At 49.4% G+C, this 16,652-nt stretch carries 14 protein-coding genes; 3 read left to right on the top strand and 11 right to left on the bottom strand.

Annotated elements, in window-relative coordinates:
- Positions 1-148 precede the first annotated feature (148 nt).
- From ACO0LC_RS23490 to ACO0LC_RS23480, 3 genes are all read left to right on the top strand, one after another.
- On the top strand, positions 149-1,666 hold the full coding sequence (locus ACO0LC_RS23490; protein ID WP_423007692.1) for a 4-hydroxyphenylacetate 3-hydroxylase N-terminal domain-containing protein: 1,518 nt from the start codon (positions 149-151) through the stop codon (positions 1,664-1,666).
- Between the two features lie 286 nt (positions 1,667-1,952).
- Positions 1,953-2,222: a DUF2798 domain-containing protein gene (locus ACO0LC_RS23485; RefSeq protein ID WP_423007690.1), complete on the top strand. Its 270-nt coding sequence runs from the start codon at positions 1,953-1,955 to the stop codon at positions 2,220-2,222.
- An 898-nt stretch (positions 2,223-3,120) separates the two neighbouring features.
- Positions 3,121-3,738, top strand: coding sequence for a TetR/AcrR family transcriptional regulator (locus ACO0LC_RS23480; RefSeq protein WP_423007688.1), 618 nt, complete (start codon positions 3,121-3,123; stop codon positions 3,736-3,738).
- A 150-nt stretch (positions 3,739-3,888) separates the two neighbouring features.
- On the opposite strand, the gene ACO0LC_RS23475 is transcribed toward ACO0LC_RS23480, so the two are convergent.
- The 11 genes from ACO0LC_RS23475 to ACO0LC_RS23425 all read right to left on the bottom strand — a co-directional run bounded on the left by ACO0LC_RS23475 (position 3,889) and on the right by ACO0LC_RS23425 (position 16,418).
- On the bottom strand, positions 3,889-4,383 hold the full coding sequence (locus ACO0LC_RS23475; RefSeq protein WP_423007686.1) for a PhzA/PhzB family protein: 495 nt from the start codon (positions 4,381-4,383) through the stop codon (positions 3,889-3,891).
- 46 nt (positions 4,384-4,429) lie between these two features.
- A complete protein-coding gene (locus tag ACO0LC_RS23470) occupies positions 4,430-5,278 on the bottom strand; it encodes a PhzF family phenazine biosynthesis protein (RefSeq protein ID WP_423007684.1) in 849 nt (282 codons plus the stop codon).
- A gap of 26 nt (positions 5,279-5,304) precedes the next feature.
- Positions 5,305-7,074 (bottom strand): anthranilate synthase family protein, encoded by a 1,770-nt coding sequence (locus ACO0LC_RS23465; protein ID WP_423007682.1) that lies wholly within the window; start codon positions 7,072-7,074, stop codon positions 5,305-5,307.
- A 116-nt stretch (positions 7,075-7,190) separates the two neighbouring features.
- Complete coding sequence (locus tag ACO0LC_RS23460) at positions 7,191-7,814, bottom strand: isochorismatase family protein (protein ID WP_423007680.1); 624 nt, start codon at positions 7,812-7,814, stop codon at positions 7,191-7,193.
- A gap of 50 nt (positions 7,815-7,864) precedes the next feature.
- Positions 7,865-9,271 (bottom strand): 3-deoxy-7-phosphoheptulonate synthase class II, encoded by a 1,407-nt coding sequence (locus tag ACO0LC_RS23455; RefSeq protein WP_423007678.1) that lies wholly within the window; start codon positions 9,269-9,271, stop codon positions 7,865-7,867.
- A 368-nt stretch (positions 9,272-9,639) separates the two neighbouring features.
- Positions 9,640-10,242, bottom strand: coding sequence for a pyridoxal 5'-phosphate synthase (locus tag ACO0LC_RS23450; protein ID WP_423007676.1), 603 nt, complete (start codon positions 10,240-10,242; stop codon positions 9,640-9,642).
- 13 nt (positions 10,243-10,255) lie between these two features.
- The gene (locus ACO0LC_RS23445) at positions 10,256-11,452 is read right to left on the bottom strand and encodes an acyl-CoA dehydrogenase family protein (protein WP_423007674.1); all 1,197 of its coding nucleotides are present in this window, start codon (positions 11,450-11,452) and stop codon (positions 10,256-10,258) included.
- A 128-nt stretch (positions 11,453-11,580) separates the two neighbouring features.
- Positions 11,581-12,504, bottom strand: a complete 924-nt coding sequence (locus ACO0LC_RS23440; RefSeq protein ID WP_423007673.1) for a DMT family transporter — start codon at positions 12,502-12,504, stop codon at positions 11,581-11,583.
- Positions 12,505-12,562: 58 nt separating this feature from the next.
- On the bottom strand, positions 12,563-13,585 hold the full coding sequence (locus ACO0LC_RS23435) for an amino acid--tRNA ligase-related protein (protein WP_423007671.1): 1,023 nt from the start codon (positions 13,583-13,585) through the stop codon (positions 12,563-12,565).
- Between the two features lie 81 nt (positions 13,586-13,666).
- Positions 13,667-15,283 carry a class I tRNA ligase family protein gene (locus tag ACO0LC_RS23430; RefSeq protein WP_423007669.1) on the bottom strand — a complete coding sequence of 539 codons (1,617 nt, stop codon included), beginning with the start codon at positions 15,281-15,283 and terminating at the stop codon, positions 13,667-13,669.
- 274 nt (positions 15,284-15,557) lie between these two features.
- Entirely contained in the window at positions 15,558-16,418 is an 861-nt protein-coding gene (locus ACO0LC_RS23425) for a YqcI/YcgG family protein (RefSeq protein WP_423007667.1), read from the bottom strand.
- Positions 16,419-16,652: the final 234 nt, after the last annotated feature.

The raw sequence follows: 16,652 nt of genomic DNA, 5'->3' as shown, positions 1-16,652 counted from the left end.
TCTGCATGGCATCTTTATAAGGGAATTGAGCTGGCGATTCAAAAGAAGAGGCTGGAATGAAAATCAAAATCAAACTGGCCAGATACCAACCTATCTGTGATGGTGCTCCTTCAAGAATGACACTTCGCGGACAAACAGAAATCTATATATGAACGACTACTTAGCATGTGCAGAGGAAGAAGTGAAACGGGCAGCCAAGGGACTACTTAAAAGCGGCCAGGAATTCAAGCAATCTCTCAGGGATGATAGGGTCATTTTCTATCAGGGAAAGCAGCTTGAGGATGTCACCACGCATTTTGCCACTGCCGGAGGTATAAACCAGATTGCAGAAATTTATGACGAGCAACTGAACGAGGATAGTGAAGGCCTGCTGACTTACAAGCGTGATGATGGCAGGATGGCCACCATGTCCTACATGGTACCAAGAACCAAGGAAGATTTGATACGCCGCCGTGCTGGTATCAAATATGCGTCACAAAAGAACTGGGGCACGCATTGCCGTGGCCTCGACATGATAGCCAGTTTTTCAGTTGGCATGCTGGGCCACTTGCCCAGCTTCAAAAAACACTGCCCTGAATATGCAGAGAATATCGTTGCATACAGGGAATATGCAGAGCTAAACAATCTGTACTTGTCAGAGACGATAGTTGATCCTCAAGGCTATAGAGGGCGTGCAAGCGGCACTGATGTAGGGCTCACTCCACCAGAGCGCGCCGTCATGCGCATTACCAAGGAAAGCTCAAAAGGGATATGGATCAGCGGTGTAAAAGGAGTGGGTACTGCTGCTCCCCAGTGCAATGAAATTTTTGTTGGTAGCCTGCATCCACCCACCCCTGATGAGGCGCTGTGGGCATATGTACCTGCAAATGCACCTGGAGTGCGCATGTTCTGCCGTGAGGCAGTACACCAGCCAGGTGCATCAGCTTATGCCCATCCCCTGACATCTCGCGGGGAAGAGGCAGAGGCCATGGTGGTGTTTGACAATGTCTTCATCCCGCGTGAAAGAATCATGGCTGCCAGATCCCCAGAAATTGCGCATGCCGGCTTCTTTAATTTGTGGACTGCCTACAGCCACTGGTACACCCTGGTGCGCATAGAGACTAAAGCTGAGCTCTATGCCGGACTTGCCAAGGTGATCATGGAGGTGCTGGAGCTGGAGCATATCCCTGTGGTACGCCAGCGTGTCAGCGAGATCATACAGTTTGTGCAAATCATACAAGGCATGTGTCTTGCGTCCATGGAAACAGCCACGATCTCAGAAGGTGGCGTACTCGTGCCTGGTGCGACGGCACTTGCCGCAGGCAGAATTTATGCCATGGAAAAATTGCCACGCATATTGCATATCCTCAGGGATTTGTGCGGGCAAGGCTTGATCTTGCGCTTCCATGAAAAAGACTTGGCAGAATATGCCGCGTTCGGGCAAAAGTTTGAATGGTTCCTGGACACCAGGCAAGTCTCTGCATCCCATAAAAATATCTTGATGAACCTGGTCTGGGATGTCGCCGCAAGCGAGCATGCAACCCGGTCATTGGTTTTCGAAGAGCAGCATGCTCTTTGTGAGCCTTTGCTCAGGGACCGTATGGTCCTGGATTATGACTATAGCGAGCATTCAAGTTTTATTCGCAATTTCATTGGTTTGCCGCCAAATCGTCCAAAGTCCAGGTAATTGCTGCTTACATCTATTGCCGAACATGAATAGATGCAAGACTCATCTTGTAGCCTGCTGCTACAGTCTGTAAGACTGGCATGTGGCAGGCTAGTGGATTGTAGCAGCAGAAGCAGAAGTGAAAGACGCTTGCCGGGCGATGGTGGTGAGCTAGCGTGCATTTTTTTAGGTCGCCGTGATCATCGCGCAAGCGGCAGGTACTTTGTTTCAGCTGTTGCAGTCCACTATGAATACAGCACATTGACATCAGATCTGTGAAATACCAAAAATAAAGGGAGAACATGACATGACTAAGCATACTGAGAACAATGGAAGTAAATCAGGCAGCTGGAAATTGCCTACACGTTACACTCAGCAGGTATTTGCTTTCTACATGGCAGCAATCATGGCCTTGTTGATGTCGGCGGTCATTGTTGCTGCCAACACAGGCATTTCAGGAGGCTTTCTATTGCGAGTCTTTAATGCTTACAAGCTGGCCATGCCCATCGCTTTTTGCTGTGTACTACTGGCCCGCCCTCTCGTCATGAAACTGGTCAGTATCACAGTCAGGAAATAATTTACAGACCGTCTTGGCTGAAGATATCAAGTTTTCGAAGTGACCTGGCTTGCCCCTTTTTCCTTGCTTGCGGCATGATGCCTGGAGCAGGTGGAATACCTGTTCGCGGTAAAAAAGCATAGGGCAAGAGCAAAGCTGGTAGACATGAGAATGCGAATTACAGATGTCATGGTGCTTGCCAGGATAGCCAATAAACTTGACGACTATTTGCTGTAATGCACAATGAAGCTTGTGTGCAATGCTGATATCTTGTCAGATGCGCCTGCATGGTCTGATGAGCATTGCCTGAGTAGATATTGCAAAATGAGCCTGGCGTCTTGCCCCCCTTGCTAAACCAGGGACGGGTTGTACAGGCTTACCTGGCAGGGGGCTGAGCTGGCATGGTTTTCAATCATCTTTCGGTCCACACCGCAAATAGTCGGCAATTACTTCAAATATTTGCAAGGATGCATAGATTTTTAACATTCTTATTTTTCAATGTCTTTTAAGATACGCATATCAGTTATGTTAGGATTTTGATTTACTGACTGAAAGTCATTGTTTTTTTTATCACATCAGTAAAATGAATATCTTTCTTTTGATAGCTATAAAAAATCAGTTTTTTTTCTTAAAAAAAATGAAACTGAATTGAGGAAAAAAATTTTAATGCCAAGTATTTTTTCGATCAAAATTTGAAATATAGAAATACTTACTCGATAAATCAATATATGATTTGTCATCAGGGATAAGTGAATTGATAATAGTGATGTTTCTTGTCTTGAATGACTTAATTTCTATGACACATGTACATCAAATGTGCCGGCTCAATTAACCCTACATTTCTTAATCTACTCTTTAATCTGGCCGGAAATGTTTTACCCTCTTTCCCCATTTCTCTCTAGTTGGAATTGATCAAAATATGCAAGGCATTCCCAAATCGAGTGTGAGAACCAAGGCGCCGGAAGTGCGGCGTACTGACATCATGGACTCGGCACAGAATCTGTTTATCAAGCAAGGTGTAGTGACTACAACAGTAGATCAAATTACCTCTGGTGCAAATGTTGCAAAGGGTACCTTCTATCTGTATTTCGCATCAAAGGAAGAATTACTCACTGCCCTTGGGGAGCGCTTTGGTCAGGAACTGCTGAAGGTCATACACGCGGCAGTGATAAAACATCCGGAAGATGACTATCTGCGACGATTGGCCGCCTGGATGAAGGCTTGCTCTATCGGTTATCTTGACTCTGTTCGTGTGCATGATGCCATCTTCTGGGATGCATGGCCAAGGACCAGGGATGGATTGGTCAATAACATCGTTATTGAAGACCTCTACCTGATGCTGGATGAAGGGAACAAAGTTGGTGTGTGGTCATTTGCAGATACACGTATGACAGCGGTATTTCTTTTCAATGGAATTCACAGTATTGTCGACTACTTCATCTTGAAGCAAAAACGGGTGAATCGTGTGAAGCTGGTTTCCATTGTAGAAGACTTGCTGCTGCGCACAGTGGGCGTACCGAATGAGTTATATGCTTGATTTCTCACTATGCACTGCATAGTGAGAATGATGAGCCTAGAAAGCCTTGATCATAGCAAAGAGTTTGAGAGGGGAATACGATGGTCGTTCCAGCCATCCTATTACCCCTGGTCTTATTTGCTCAAATTGAAATGCTAAAGTGACCTGCGTTCAGTCTGCAGGAATTCCTTGGCGACGAATTTTCGAAATTGGAATACCCAGTGCCACCATCTGGCGATAGGGATTCATGAACTCGCGCTGCTCCTTGATCTTGCCGTTGGACATGAGAAAACTGTGGATGAAATGATTTTCATAGTGACCAGGTGGATAGCCAGGGAACAGGATCTGTCCAGCACCATCACATTCTACCCACCATTGATTAGGGTCTTGTGTCTCGAAGATGGAGACATTGCTCCATTCCCAGTCAGGAAAACACTTTAATGACCATGCCCCATGCGGCTTCAGACTGTCATGACCACGTGAGACTATAGGGGCAAGAGTGTCATTGGTCCAAAGGCCGCCAACACCGTCCGGGGCAAACAATTGGTAGCGTGTCAGACGTCCTTCGCCACGGCGACTCATATAATCCTCTATGACTGAACGGTGTAGCTTGCGCAAGGCTTCATTGTCGCTCAGTGAGGCAGGGCTTGAAATTTCGTTTGTCATCGTTGCATCCTTTTAATAAGAGTTGATTGAAACAAGATTGATGTAATTACCACCGGACCAGTTTGGCTTCTGCCACGATGGTGGCGCTTCCCGAGACGCGTATTGGTCCCAGTTTATCCAGGCTGCCAAAGACGCTGGCTTGCATGGCAGAGCGCTTGCCCATTTCCACGCCCTGTTCTATCTCTACCAGTTGCCCAAATGCGGCCAGCCCGTGGCGGATTAAATGCAATACCAGTGGCCCGGCAGCTGAGCCTGTGGCGGCATCCTCAGATACGCCATAGGCGGGTGAAAACATTCTTAAGCGCCATTTGTTTCCTGAGCCTGCAAAACAATTGACTGCAACATCAGGCAGTTGGGCAAGTACACGCAGGTCTGGTTTGACAGCGGAAAGCTCGGCAATGCCAGGCAAACCGACAAATACATGGCGCGGGCCGTTACGGTAAATTTCGACCGGCAAGGTCGAGCTGCCCAGGCCCAGGCCGGCAAGCAAGACTTCTTCAAGCTCATAAGCTGACCAGGTGGGAATGGGCTGTTCCATCGTTACCGAACTAGGTTTACCTTCGGCATTGCGTTGGAACTGGAAAGGAACTGGTCCCATTCCAGTTTCCATGACCAGCTCGTTTTTTGTATAGCTCTGCCCAAGAACGATGGCCGTACCCAGTGTGGGATGCCCGGCAAAAGGTAGTTCATTCACTGGCGTGAAAATGCGGACGTAATAGTCGCCACTGCCTTGAGGTGGAAATACGAAGGTGGTCTCGGAAAGATTGAGTTCACGGGCAATGCGTTGCATATCAGTCGCCTCCAGGCCTTTGGCATCGGTAAATACAGCAACTGGATTGCCACAAAATGGCGTGTCAGTGAAAGCGTCTGCAACAACATAAGCATAGGGTGTCATTTAGAGTTCCTCAGTGGGTAGATGCTTTAACTGGCTTCCAACAATGGTGTCGTGATGGTTTCCAGCAAGGCTTGAGAGACTATCTTGATCCCATGTTGAGTCAGCACAGACTCAGCGTGAAACTGGATAGATGAAAAATTCCTGCCACGAAGTGCATGGACTTCATGCGAATTGTCATCACGGCAGACTTCAATCAATTCATCCTGATACCAAAGTTCACTTCCTTGATGCAAGGCGTTGAAAGTGTTATAAAAGCCAACGCGCTCCAGGCTGCCGAAATAATTGATTTCCTTCTGCACACCCTGGTTGGGCTGGTGACGACATACAACTGGCAAGCCCAATTCCAGGCACAAGATCTGGTGGCTGAGGCAAACTGCAAAGAAGGACTTGTTTTGCTTCAGCGCCTTGGCGATGGCCAGGCGCAAGCCTCGTATGCGGGGATCGCCATTATTGTGTGGGGCACCCGGGCCAGGGCCAAAGACGGCCAGGTCCCAGTCACCGTTGACTACACGCCTGTCATCATATTTGGCGATCGAGACCTTCAGGCCCATGGCAGTTAATTGATTACCCAACATGCCAGTAAAAGCATCTTCTGCATCAATAATCAGTAAGTCCTTACCCGCTAGCTCAGGTATGGTTTGCGCTCGCTGGGTTACATCCGATTGCCAGAATTTTGAAATGCTCTTGTTACGGCTTTGGAGAGCAGAAAGCACAATAGGATTTTGTGAAAAATTCGGTAAAGACTCTTGTCCCAGTGCAGTCATGACAGCCTGTGCCTTGGCCCTTGTTTCAGCAGCTTCTGATTGTGGATCAGAGTGTCTGACGATGGTTGAGCCGACCGAGACACGTACATCTCCTGCGCTATTGATATCTGCCGTACGGATAAGAATAGTGGAGTCAAGTGCCAGTTGATCCTCTGCATCGCGACCTATCAGAGCGAGTACACCAGCATAGTATTTCCGCCCTTCTGGTTCATACTTGGCGATCACTCTGCAGGCATTCTCAATCGGGCTCCCTGTCACTGCTGGCGAGAACAGGGTTTCGCGCAGAATATCCCGCGGATCAGCCGTAGTTTCACCTTCTAGTACATACTCGGTGTGCGCCAGGCGGGACATCTCCTTGAGCATGGGGCCGATCACCTTGCTGCCATTCGGACAGAAACGTGCCATCATTTTCAGCTCTTCGTCGACGACCATATACAGTTCGTCGCGTTCCTTCTTATCCATGAGGAATTCCATGATGCCCTTGAGGCTAGGGCCGGCAGCCGGGTAACGGTAGGTCCCACTGATGGGATTCATGCTGGCAATGCCGGCTTTCAGGCTGACATGCCGTTCAGGGCTTGCACCTATCCAGGTTCTTTCGCCGGTGTGGACCAGAAATGTCCAATAAGCGCCAACCTCCCGGCGAACCAATCGCCCAAACGCAGTCAAGGCAGTGCTCAGCGTATAGTCGGCAAGTTTTGCCTGGAAGGTCCGTTTCAAGACGAAATTTGAACCTTCCCCGCTGCCAATTTCATTCGTGACGATGTCATGGACCTTGCGCATATAGTCGTCATCATCTACATCAAATCCAGCTTCTGTCATATTGATGTTTTCATGCGGCCACTGGCGTAGTGCCATATCCAGTGGCATGCTTTCTTCGCGTGCTATGCGAAGAACATGCAAGGGCTCGCCATCATCCACACATGCATAATTGCGCTCAGTCAGTTGACGGTAAGGCAGGACGGCAATCACGCCCGGCCCATGCTGGCCTTTGGGTGGCAATGGTACGTCTTTCAGGGAAAGACAAGTCTGCATTTCCCCTGCATAGATTTCCAGTCGCGATATCTGGGTGGGATCCGAGCGGACAAGCAAAGTAAATGCGCCCAATTTTTCGGGGGCTGTGCACAATAAGGAAAGCAAGCTCTCAGTCATCACCATACCTCTTCAGCAAAGCTAACGGTGGCACATAATTGCGAAGCATAGTTCAAGGCCATCAAATGGCTTTCCCTGGTAAAGCCTGCGACTGCGTCAGCCACGATGAATGTTTCTATATCATTCGAAAATGCATCGATGGCAGTAGCCAGGATGCCGATATGTGCATAGACACCACAGATCACCAATTGGTCCCGGCCTGATTCACGCAGTCTCTTGAGTAAATCGGATTTGAAAAATGCGCTGTAACGCCATTTGGTAAAAATCCAGTCTTCGGCATGGGGCGCCAGCTTGCCTGCAATGCCACGGTCAGCAGGATCCACTGCCATTCCTGGGCCCCAGAAGTCATTCAAGAGACCGCGCTGTTCCTTAGTCATACCGCCAGGCTGCATGGTGTATGCGATAGGCACATCCAGCGCCCGCGCATTGCTGACCAGGCTTTCCACTGTCTCAAGTAGTGGCAGTACAATGGCTTCTCCGGGTAAAGGCCGCAAGAAAAACTGTTGCATGTCGTGCACCAGCAGAACAGCGCGCTTGGGATCTGGACGCCATCCGGCAATATTGCTATGCAAGTCTGCCAGTTGCGGAAGCTGATACGGATCTATGCTTGGAATACCCTTCATATTTTTCACCTTTTTTATTTGAGATTGCGCTAAGTACAAATACAAGAATGTCAGTTTGTCACTACAGATAAATTCACCGCATGACTGGTGGTATGGGCGGCCTGGCCAATCAAGATGGCAAGTTCAAGTGACTGAACATAATTGAGCCTGGGGTCAACCGCGCTTTTGTATGCTTGCGGCAAATCCATCTCGCGGACCCCGGACACTCCGCCTATGCATTCCGTGACATATTCCCCGGTAAGTTCAAGATGCATGCCACCCAAGGGAACACCTTCGTTCGCGTGGATCTGGAATGCTTGCTTGATTTCACTGTGGATGGTGTCGAAGCGCCGGGTCTTGAGCCCTACAGTGGAATCTTCAGTGTTGCCATGCATGGGATCCAGCACCCATAAAACCTTGTACCCGGCGGTCCGTACTGCCCGTAGCAGGGGGGGCAGACAGCTGGCAATCTTCGTACTTCCCATCCTGGTGATGAGTGTCAGCCGCCCAGGTTCTTGTCTGGGGTTGAGACGTTCTATTAATTGCAGCAGTTCATCTGGCCTGGTGCCGGGTCCGACTTTTACGCTGATAGGGTTTTCTATCCCGGACATATAAGCGACATGGGCACCACTCAGATCGTTGGTGCGCATCCCTATCCAGGGCATGTGTGTGGATGCGTTAAACCACCTGTCCTGCTCTGAGGCCACTCGGGTGACCTGCTCTTCAAATTCGAGCAGCAGGGCCTCGTGAGAGGAATATATCCGGTCGCTGTCCTGGCCATAAAGGTATGGCTTATTATTCGGCACCGGTGTATCTGCCAGAGAGATTGCTTCCAGGATATTGCGCTGATAGTCGCTGGCTTTTGATAAGCGTGCAGCCCAGTCCAGTGGCCAGGCCAAGGGGTCATTGAATGCTGAGAAACCGTCAGCAGCAAGAGCGCGGGTGTAATTCAGTGTCATCGCAGCATGGGCATAGGCATCCAGCAGGCGTCTTGGTTCAGGGTCGCGGGCCTGTTGTTCGAACGCAGCGCCATTGACGATGTCGCCGCGATAGCTGGGCAGGGATATGTCCTGACGCGCTTCTTGGTCCGAGGATCTGGGCTTGGCATATTGACCAGCCATGCGCCCGACTTTGACGATTGGTTTTTGCAAGGCATGTGCCAGCAAAGAGCCCATCTGGCAAAGCACCTTGAGACGATTGACGATGTGAGTATCGGTACAGTCATCAAATCGCTCTGCGCAATCTCCCGCATGGAGCAGGAAGCGGCGGCCCTCCTGAGCTTCTGCCAGTGCAGCTTTCAACTCCAGGACTTCTCTGAAGGTGACCAACGGCGGCAGGGCCGCAAGCTTGTTGCGTACCTTATCAAGTGAGTCACGGGACTGGTAATGAGGCTGCTGCAATGCAGGGTAATTTCGCCAGACATCTGGAGACCATTTCTCGCTTCTGAGGTCTTGTTTCAACAGCAGATTGGAATTCATAAAAATTTCCTTTTCATAGCCAACAATGGATAAACGCAAATTGCTACTGGAAAGTGAATCAGGTTTACCCTGGGTTTAATAGTGTTCAATTCGGCCAATAGCCAGCAGAAAGAACCAAGATGTCTCCTGTTACTGGCTTGCGCCTCTGACGAGGCTCCAGCTCTTCTGTAGCCAGCCATTGCGTATCGAGCCAGCATGCACATTCAAATTGCACAGGCGCAGGGCATCCTTGGGCATGGCTGCATGCCTGTCTCATTTCATTGCAAATTTTTGTAATGCCAGGCTGTACCAAGAGCTGCGGTCCAGCCTTGAAGCTTAAATCTCGCTAAACAAACCAGAGCCTGGAAAGCGAGAAGCTGGTATCTTCATCAAGGTTGAAGTCGATGATTTATCCAGTCAGATTCCGTGACGTTGTAGCGTAGTCGCTTGTACAGCCGGTCGGGTGAAAATTGCCAAAACTCGACACTAGAGGGTGACAGGATGTAACCCAGCCAGCCCTTGGGCCTGGCCAGCGGTAGCGCCTTATGTGCCCTTTGTGCGCGTGCCCGCAAGTCTTCTTCATCAGTCAAGATGGCGCTTTGACTACTGACCGTGGACATGGCATGCGACTCAGGCGGGCGTGCTGCCCAAAGCAGATCAGAATCTGCATCTGTCAAAGGCGTCACACTTCCAGACACAATGACCTGACGCTTGGTTTCGCGCCAATAAAATACGCCTGATGCCCAGCCAGTTTCTGCTATGTCCCTGCCCTTGGGGCTTCCGGCATGCGTTGCAAATACCAGGCCTTCTTGCCTGATATCGAGGACCTGGATGATACGATTGGATGGCAGGCCGCTGGTACCTGCCGTGGCTAATGCCATTGCCCCGGGTTCTGATGCCTGTTCCTCAATGGCGTGATTCAACCAGTTTAGGATAATAGGAACAGGATCCTGCGGCGGAGCCTCAAATATGGAATTATCAGTTGTATGCATTTGAATACCACTCTTATATTTCGTTGACGGCAAATTTGCGATGGATCTCTGCTTGTGCAGGCAGGGGAGCAGGCGCTATATTTGCTACCGGGACCATGCTGTCAGTATCCCGTGCCGGCCAATTGCTGCGTGTATATTGCGCAAAGTTGAAGTCAGGTCGCAATGCAATATGGGAAGTCAGCGTTTGCACATCGCGCCATAGCCTTTGCAGTGTATTGTGTGCAAAATGGGTATTGCTGCCACCCAGCCTGAATAAGCGATTGACTGCGCTTAACACCAGGTCTGCAGATAAGGAAGCATCCCTGCCATTGCGTGCGACCAGGGCCATAGGCTGTGCTCCTATATCCGTGGTTTGGCAGGCACGCTCTATCAGCAACTGTGCTGCATCAAGTTCTGCTGCTGATCTTGCATAGACACTGGCAAGCTCGCCAACAGGAGGCGTTTCTTGGAAAGCCTGGCCCCAGAAGCGTAGCGCTGCCAAACCGGCACCATGGGCGCATGCCATGAATAGCTGAGGATCTGCGCCGATAGGCGAAACCTGATAACGCGGCCCTGGCGCATAAGCAGACTGGCCAGCCCACAAGTCTTTTTTCAGGAAACTCATTTCTGCCGGGACAAAAATGTCGTCCAGGACGATAGACTTACTGCCGGTCCCCCGCATCCCCAAGGTATCCCAATTGTCCAGAATGCGATAAGCCGATGCAGGAACCGCCGCATACCTGGCTGCTTGCTCATCACCAACAGGCTCAATACACAGCAAGGCCCATTCTGCATAATCTATACCAGACAAGAAATGCCACTCACCGGACAACACCCAGCCGCCTTTACTTGGCACTACCTTGCCTGTTGATCTGAACGAGGCAGAAATGACGACGTCAGGCCCGTCTTGCCAGATTTTTTGCTGGCTGGCTGTCGGTAGATAGGCAGCCATGCGACCAACTACTGCACAGATAGCGGCACACCATGCGGCTGAGGTACAGCCTGTTGCAACTGTGCTGAGCCCGGCAGCCAGGTCGGTAAATGAAGCATTCAGGCCAGCAAAAGCCTTGGGTACAAAGTAGCGAGCGAATCCATTGCTGATCAGCGCGTCTATCACCTCTTGCGCGAGTCGACCATGTTGATCAGTACTCGCAGCATGCTTTGCTGCTACATTTCTCACTTGTTCTGGAGAAAACTGCTTGCAGGCAGTTTGAATAATTCTGTCAGACATTGATTCTTTCCTTCCATATGCTGTTAAAGACGGCAGTGGCAGTTGCTGCCAAAATGAATGTTTGCCGTCGTGGCATGCCCAAAGACTCTGCATAAGAGACCTGGTCCGGGCATGCTACGTAGCTCATTTCAGACAGGCACCCTGCTGCTTGCACGTGCAACCAACCTTCCATCAATAGAGATCAGCCCCAATCCTATCGTCAGCATGCCTATCACATGGTTGACTGCCAGGTGTTCACCCAGGAAGATGAAGCCCAAAAGTATGGCGCTGGCAGGAATCAGGAAAGAAACAAGCATCAGGTTCGTGGCTCCCGCTGTTGCCAGTATTCTGAAAAACAAAACAAAGCCCAAGGAGGTTGACAATAAGCTGATACCTGCCACAGCGGCCCAGGTGGCCTGGCCAGGCATGGGCAGATTCCAGGGCTGGTCAAAAATCAGGGCCAAGGGAATCAGCATCAACGTAGATGATGAAATTTGTCCGGTTGCTGTGACAAAGGGTTGCAATCCCATTTCCTTGAATCGTCTGCCAAAAATTCCCGCAGATGCATAGGAGACGGCTGCTCCCAAGACAGCAATTTCAGCCCAAACATCTGAGCCTGCAGCAGTCAGAACTTGCGTGCCTATCAGTATGGCAACCCCTACAAATCCTATGATGACACCAATAATTTTATTTGGTGTTGCCTTTTCATCCGAGGTCAGGAAGTGCGCCATGATGACGGCAAACAAAGGAGTGGATGCGCTCAAGACCGAGGCGAGTCCACCTGACAAACGTTTTTCACTCCAGACGATAAGGCAAAACGGGATAATATTATTGAGGATACCCATCCCCGCAAATTGCAGCCAGACCTTCCAGTCTCTTGGCATCCTGAACCCCATGAAGCGTAGCAGGGCAAGCAGTACCAATGATCCTATCCCCACACGGAGCAAGACAAAAGTAAATGGCGGGAGTTCTTTTACCGCGATGGCATTAAAGAAAAAAGAACCACCCCAAAGTACGGAAAGGGCAACCAGCATGGCCCACTCTAATCCGCCCATGACTTTTTGTGTTGACATAGCTAATCCTCCTGATTTCTTACCTTGGCTGAGAATAGCCAGGGCATGGATGTAAAATTTATTTATTGGTTTTTGTCAGTAATTTACGGTTTGGCCCGCGGTCATGAGGCTGGATGATGTCGAGGATAGTGTTGGTTCCTGACATGAAACGTATCAGTCGCTCAAGTCCTATGCCAAATCCCGTTGACTGTATCTGCCTGCTGGATTTCCATTCTGCATGGCCACGTGTCAGTGTGGAGGCGGGTTCCTTGATGACATCCAAAGACTGGCGCAGGATTTGCTCGCCTGTTTTTGGCCTGACCCCGCCGGTTGCCAGCTCACCATAGCCGTAGGGCAGCATGAGATCAAAGCTCTCATAGCGACCAAAGTCATTTTCATGAAAAACTGTAGACCTGACTGGACGGGGATAGTCGTGAATCCAGAAAGGAGTCTCAAACTGGCGGCATAACAAAGTATCTTCTTCTGGTGTGAGATCAGTTACCCTGTCTTTGGCTGCACCGACTTTTTCCAAGGCTTCGGCAAAGCTGATGGCAGGGAATTTTCCCTTTAGTACACTGTTCCTGTTACGGGCACCATTTTCATGATCAGGTAATTCCCCACGTTTGACTGCTGCCTCAAGTGAAGAAGCGACGTCTGCCAATAATTTCTCGGCAATTTTCCAGGCATCCTCTTGCTTTTCCGAGCGCATCTCGATTTCAACTTCATAGAAGCTAAACAGATGCTTATTCGAATGCCACTCATGTACTTCGAGTGGCCTGACGCAAGGAACGATGGAGTAATTCGGAGTAAGGAATTCCACCGCCTGCTGTTTTTCAAAGTTGTGACTCATGGGCAGGTAATAAGTATTGTCTTCCCTGACTGTGACATTTGTTTCCTGGTTCGTGGCAGTGGGTCTTCTCATGCGCTTGGTGTCTGCAAGAATAGCTACTGAATGCAATCCACCAGCTTCGATTTCTTCAGATAAGATGGTGGGGAGCAGTTCGTGGACACGTGCCTCTATCATTGATTCCCGTATGGATTTGAGGGATTTTGCTGTCCACTGATAGGTTGCTGCTTCTGTAAAATTTCGATTCGATGTCATGGTCTATACCTTTCTTTTTTGTATGCGATGGATGCAACGATGATTAATTGAGTGGTCAAAAATGACTTGTTTGATCTTGTTTCAAAGTGGGCGTCCAACCAGCTTCCTGGCAGCTGAGCTGCTGACGGGGCGCGGTGTGGGCACTGAACGCGGCAGGTCTTCCGGGATTTCCTGAATATCTGAAAAATCCTTGAATGAAGGTAGCCCTTGATGTCCCAGAAGATGCCAAATCCTGGTGCAGAGATCAGGAGCAAAAGGGTAGCCCAGTAGTGCAATCCCTTTCAGCCACCAGTATTCTGTTGAAGGTGTGGAATCAGATATGGAATCAGATCTGGAAGCCGATGAACTTGCACTGGCAATCCATTGCTCAAAAATCTGGATGGCGCTGCTGACCTTTATATGTTCTGGCGCCAGGTGTTCAAGCAGTTGTTCTCTTTGCGTGTTTATTTCTGCAACATGTGCCGGAGATGCCTGCACCTGAGTATCCAGTCTGGATAAAGCGGCATTGATCTTGCCGATCAGTTCATGAATATAGAAGTCGTTGTAGTAGGAAACAAACTCATCAATATCAAAGTTTGTGCTACCTTCCTCAGGACTGATACGGGCCAGGTACAGACGGATACCATCAACATGTCCTTCACAGATTTCTGCGAGATCGTTGGCCCAAATGGCGTGATTGCGATTGGTTGAAAATTTGCTACCTTCCAGATTGACAAAGTAATTAATATGAATGTGCTCAGGAGATTTTGCGCCGGGTAAATTGTGATAGACGCCGACACATCCCATTAGTAGTGCGATGGTATTGTCAACGCCGCAAGCCACGATGACTTTGGTGTCAGAATCGGCTCGCCAGGCTGGCACGATTCCTGGTGATCTCGAGGCTTGCATTTCACTGTAGGTATACAGCTCCCAAAGAACTTCGAAAATTGAGTGGGAGTGAGCATAGCGGTCAGCCTCATAAGTCAGACCCCAGTCAATTGGCACAGTCAGCCTGAAATTCCGCACAGGAGGGGTCAGCATCTTTCGCACCACCTCTATTGCTGCTGGTAGAACGCGCATTTTTTCAAGAAGCTCAAGATGCGCAGCGGCATCAGGAATCTCAAGGAAAATGGATTCGACGGTTCTATTGGAAATAGTTCCTCCAGGCATGCGGGATTCCCCATGCCGAAGTTCGGCAGGCTGGTTATGGGTAAAGCAGCCTTCGCAAAAATAGCCTACACATTGGCTACCACACTTGGGGCATCTGCCTGCGAGCCAGGTTCCAACCACAGGGAACTGGTGCACCTCGTCATACAGGATGTCTTCAGATCGCTTGCTGGCAAAACCAGATGCCAGGAGCAGGTCTACTGCCTCTACAGCGTGATCCTCCTGGAGCTGGCGACCTTCGGCTGACAAGGTGTCCACAAAGCCATCAACTTTGATGTTGAGTGCCCGCATATCTGTTTCTATCAGCGGGTGGAACTTATGGCAAACCTCAGCTGGCGTGGCCTTGCTGAGATAAGCTCTGTAGAGAACAAATGAATCGTGACTGTCAGTACCAGTCCACAGTTCTGCTTCGTGCCCGTCTTGTTCCAGGCTTCTGCGTAGCATATCCATACGCAAATACGGACCGGCCATATGGCCAAGATGTAGCCTGCCATTCGGCGTGGGTGGTACAGGAATGAGCAGATACCTGTTCCTCCTTTTGCTGTCACTCACCGTCATCTTTTATATGAACACTTCCCGATTGTGCAGAATTTTTAGTGTAATTGCGATACTGGAGTTTGGTGCCAGGTCTCAATTACAAATCCTGCGACAAGCTTTCTGTGCTTCATCCTTTAGAAAATTAATCTGCTGCGCTTTGCCACAAAAAATTCTGGCATTACGCCTTGAGCATTCCTATACTGCGCCCCGGAGACCTGCAATAGACCTGCATGGTTTCGCATTTATCGACGCAATCCAATCTTTACTGACGTCAGCTGGCAAGCTGCCTTTATTCACTCACGCTGCGCTTTATGTCTCCCGAATCTTGAAATACGGGAGCAGCCTTGTTGTCGGATCCGGCATCGGCGACCACACCCACTTTCAGGACGCCGGCTGGTATCAATGCTGGTCTTGTTTCCCTCATGCTCTTGAAAGGGCAGCCAAGCGGAGTTTTATCGTCACTAAGGAAGTATTGGAGATGTTCCCGATTGTCAGGATTCCCATACATGCCGAGATAAGGGGAGAGTGCTGCATCGTCGTAATCTTTTAAGAGTACACGTACCGAGTTGAAGGCCTTTTTTGCTTTTTCTGGCGTGTCCAGTATGTTGGCAAAGACCCATCTTGGTTGAAACAGCATGGAAAAATGCGGAGAGTACCGGCTTTGTCTATGCATATGAGCAGGCGTGGTGCAAACCACGAACAAGGCCTCACCTGCAAAGCAAAATTCCCAGGCAGAATTTTCAACTTCAACAGGGATGTCATTTGGCCAGGGAGCCTGGTCGTTTTTAGCCAGCCCTGACAGCAAGTTCCAAAAAACCTGATGATATTTTTCCACACTTAAAACTTCGTCCGTCTTCAAGGTCACAACAAAAGAGGTGTTTGACCCAAAGGCGCGGCAAGTCTTCACATAATGTTCAAGTGCGTGGGCAATGGAGCTTACATTGCCATCTTCCGAATAAAAGAATCGCAATTCGTTCTTGCGAAAACCAGCAGTCCCAAAATGACAGGGGAAAGGACTGGATCTTCCTTCTATGCGTTGAGAAAAATCTGCAAAAGCAGAATTTTGCCATGTCCCCGCAGAGAAATTTTCCTGGACTCCTGCCCGGTCATGGTACAAAGCATGCTGTGTTGAAACGACTTCTTGCAACATAAGATTCCTTCCATTTGTAGAGTGCATAAGGCCATTAAAAAAACATCTGACATCGCCGCCCTGAGAGTGAAATTCCTGGCTTTCACGAGATGATCTTTACTTTCTTCATCTCTTCAAAATCCATTTTTCAGGATTTTTCTTTACCCTTGCTTCTGCATCATTCTCCCTACCAGATAAAACGCTCTCAATCGACTTAGATGAATTGAAAAGGCAGCTTCTCTTTCCTGGAAATCA

Origin of the sequence: Undibacterium sp. JH2W (genome assembly GCF_049340425.1) — a bacterium.
Lineage (GTDB): Bacteria > Pseudomonadota > Gammaproteobacteria > Burkholderiales > Burkholderiaceae_D > Undibacterium.
The sequence above is the reverse complement of the archived record's forward strand: the minus strand, read 5'-3'. Positions and strand labels throughout refer to the sequence as shown.

Bases quoted from the DNA above. Each gene is read 5' to 3' on its own strand.
- ACO0LC_RS23490 (WP_423007692.1), top strand. From the start codon at position 149: ATGAACGACTACTTAGCATGTGCAGAGGAAGAAGTGAAACGGGCAGCC.
- ACO0LC_RS23485 (WP_423007690.1), top strand. From the start codon at position 1,953: ATGACTAAGCATACTGAGAACAATGGAAGTAAATCAGGCAGCTGGAAA.
- ACO0LC_RS23480 (WP_423007688.1), top strand. From the start codon at position 3,121: ATGCAAGGCATTCCCAAATCGAGTGTGAGAACCAAGGCGCCGGAAGTG.
- ACO0LC_RS23475 (WP_423007686.1), bottom strand. From the start codon at position 4,383: ATGACAAACGAAATTTCAAGCCCTGCCTCACTGAGCGACAATGAAGCC.
- ACO0LC_RS23470 (WP_423007684.1), bottom strand. From the start codon at position 5,278: ATGACACCCTATGCTTATGTTGTTGCAGACGCTTTCACTGACACGCCA.
- ACO0LC_RS23465 (WP_423007682.1), bottom strand. From the start codon at position 7,074: ATGCAGACTTGTCTTTCCCTGAAAGACGTACCATTGCCACCCAAAGGC.
- ACO0LC_RS23460 (WP_423007680.1), bottom strand. From the start codon at position 7,814: ATGAAGGGTATTCCAAGCATAGATCCGTATCAGCTTCCGCAACTGGCA.
- ACO0LC_RS23455 (WP_423007678.1), bottom strand. From the start codon at position 9,271: ATGAATTCCAATCTGCTGTTGAAACAAGACCTCAGAAGCGAGAAATGG.
- ACO0LC_RS23450 (WP_423007676.1), bottom strand. From the start codon at position 10,242: ATGCATACAACTGATAATTCCATATTTGAGGCTCCGCCGCAGGATCCT.
- ACO0LC_RS23445 (WP_423007674.1), bottom strand. From the start codon at position 11,452: ATGTCTGACAGAATTATTCAAACTGCCTGCAAGCAGTTTTCTCCAGAA.
- ACO0LC_RS23440 (WP_423007673.1), bottom strand. From the start codon at position 12,504: ATGTCAACACAAAAAGTCATGGGCGGATTAGAGTGGGCCATGCTGGTT.
- ACO0LC_RS23435 (WP_423007671.1), bottom strand. From the start codon at position 13,585: ATGACATCGAATCGAAATTTTACAGAAGCAGCAACCTATCAGTGGACA.
- ACO0LC_RS23425 (WP_423007667.1), bottom strand. From the start codon at position 16,418: ATGTTGCAAGAAGTCGTTTCAACACAGCATGCTTTGTACCATGACCGG.